Origin of the sequence: Vibrio sp. 1F253, from assembly GCF_041439295.1 — a bacterium.
GTDB classification, from domain to species: Bacteria; Pseudomonadota; Gammaproteobacteria; order Enterobacterales; family Vibrionaceae; genus Vibrio; species Vibrio tasmaniensis_A.
Map to the genome: position 1 here is coordinate 1 of NZ_JBGONU010000143.1, position 1020 is coordinate 1020.

The 1020-nt window shown below is 44.9% G+C and carries 1 protein-coding gene; it reads right to left on the minus strand.

Translation table 11 applies throughout. The features are described 5' to 3' along the window. Positions 1–338 precede the first annotated feature (338 nt). On the minus strand, positions 339–869 hold the full coding sequence (locus ACED28_RS23260; protein WP_371710861.1) for a hypothetical protein: 531 nt from the start codon (positions 867–869) through the stop codon (positions 339–341). Positions 870–1020 lie beyond the last annotated feature (151 nt).

Here is a 1020-nt window from a genome sequence, read left to right on the forward strand (position 1 = left end):
TGGTTCACGCTTTCGTGGTGAACAACGCTTCATACGACTTCACGTCGCACGGGCAGAAATGAGCTAGAGCTACTACTCTAATGATTCATTAGAACAAATAGCAGCGTACCGATGCGATCGCTGCCATTTTAAGAGGATACTTTATTGCTTGCTACTCATGGAAACAGGAACGTAATACTTTCTTGGGCTATATAAGGGGTTAAAGGAACGTTTTTGTGCCCAAGCAGCGGCCAATGAATACCTAATTTAGAACAAAGACATTTAACCCGGTCCTATTTTCTCGTACTGGCTTTGTTCCTGAAATTACATTCACTCTCGATGGATATCCTGTGCCGAGATTAATATTTCCAGCCGTTAAATTGTAACGATTTAGGGATAGGGCTGTAGCAAGGGTATTCGGTTTGTAAGCCGTAGTTAATAATCATTGAAATATCAACGCCGAAGGACCCTGCATAGTTTGCTCGTCTGAACTTCTGCGGATCGTTTTTGGCGGTTTTCTCAAGTACCATCCAGATCATATCTTCAAGGAACTCAGGGTGGCGCCTTGGATCGAGCGCCATTGTATCGCGCATACAGAACCAGCTTCCTCCGCCTAGCTGTTTTTGATTATAGGCATTGTCAAAATACGCAGTATGCAAACCTTGTAGGTAGGCGTTTAAGCGTATGGACTCCAAGGTGTCCGTCTCGTCAATGTGCTGCAAGAAGTAGGGCAGTTTGGTGATGTCTGCCATTGCTCTTTTAGGCATAGCTAACGTTGCTGTGTCATATTGCTCATGTATCTCGCTCAGCAGTTGAGTGAGCTCGGGAGAGTGGGGTTGAGCTTGCACGCTCGCACAGGTAAGCAGCAGTAATGGTAAGACTGTTTTCATGGTCATTCTCCCTCTAGATACCTGATCATAATACCAGTATTTAGGCGGTGCATAAAGTTCTTTTTTATGCACCTAGTTAAGCATTATTCTTTCGAGTTTTGTGTGTATCTTGGCACCGCAGGATAGGCTTGGTCGGAGGTGACGTATTCCG